We start from the raw sequence: 559 nt of genomic DNA on the forward strand, positions 1-559 counted from the left end.
GCTCGATGATAGTCGCACGCATTTTCTCGATCATCGTTACCAGCTTGAAAGTACCGATGTGCGGTTTACTTACGTATAGAATTTCTTCTGGTGCGCCAGCCTCTACAAATTCAGTGATCACTTTGCGACCGTAGAAGTTTGGATCTTTCACTTGGCTGTACAGCTTACCGTCAGAGAACGTACCCGCACCGCCCTCACCAAACTGTACGTTTGATTCTGGGTTTAGCGTGCGTTTACGCCAGAAACCGAAAGTATCTTTAGTACGTTCACGTACTTCTTTACCACGTTCAACAATGATTGGGTTGAAACCCATTTGAGCCAACACCAAACCAGCAAACAAACCACATGGACCAAAACCGATGACGATTGGGCGCTCTGTTAGGTTCTCAGGTGCTTTCGCAACAAACTTGTATTCCATGTCTGGCGTTTGGCGAACGTGAGGATCGTTTGCGAACTTCGCTAGCAACGCGGTTTCATCGCCTTCAACGATGATGTCTAGCGTGTAAATAAGATGAATATTGGTTTTCTTACGAGCATGGTAGCCGCGTCTAAAGACGTT

1 protein-coding gene is annotated in these 559 nt (G+C 46.5%); it reads right to left on the reverse strand.

The features are described 5' to 3' along the window. Positions 1 to 559: NAD(P)/FAD-dependent oxidoreductase (locus R7P74_RS28355; protein WP_443293523.1), on the reverse strand; the 559-nt coding region annotated here is incomplete at both ends.

The sequence above is a fragment of the Vibrio sp. 2033 genome (genome assembly GCF_033339735.1).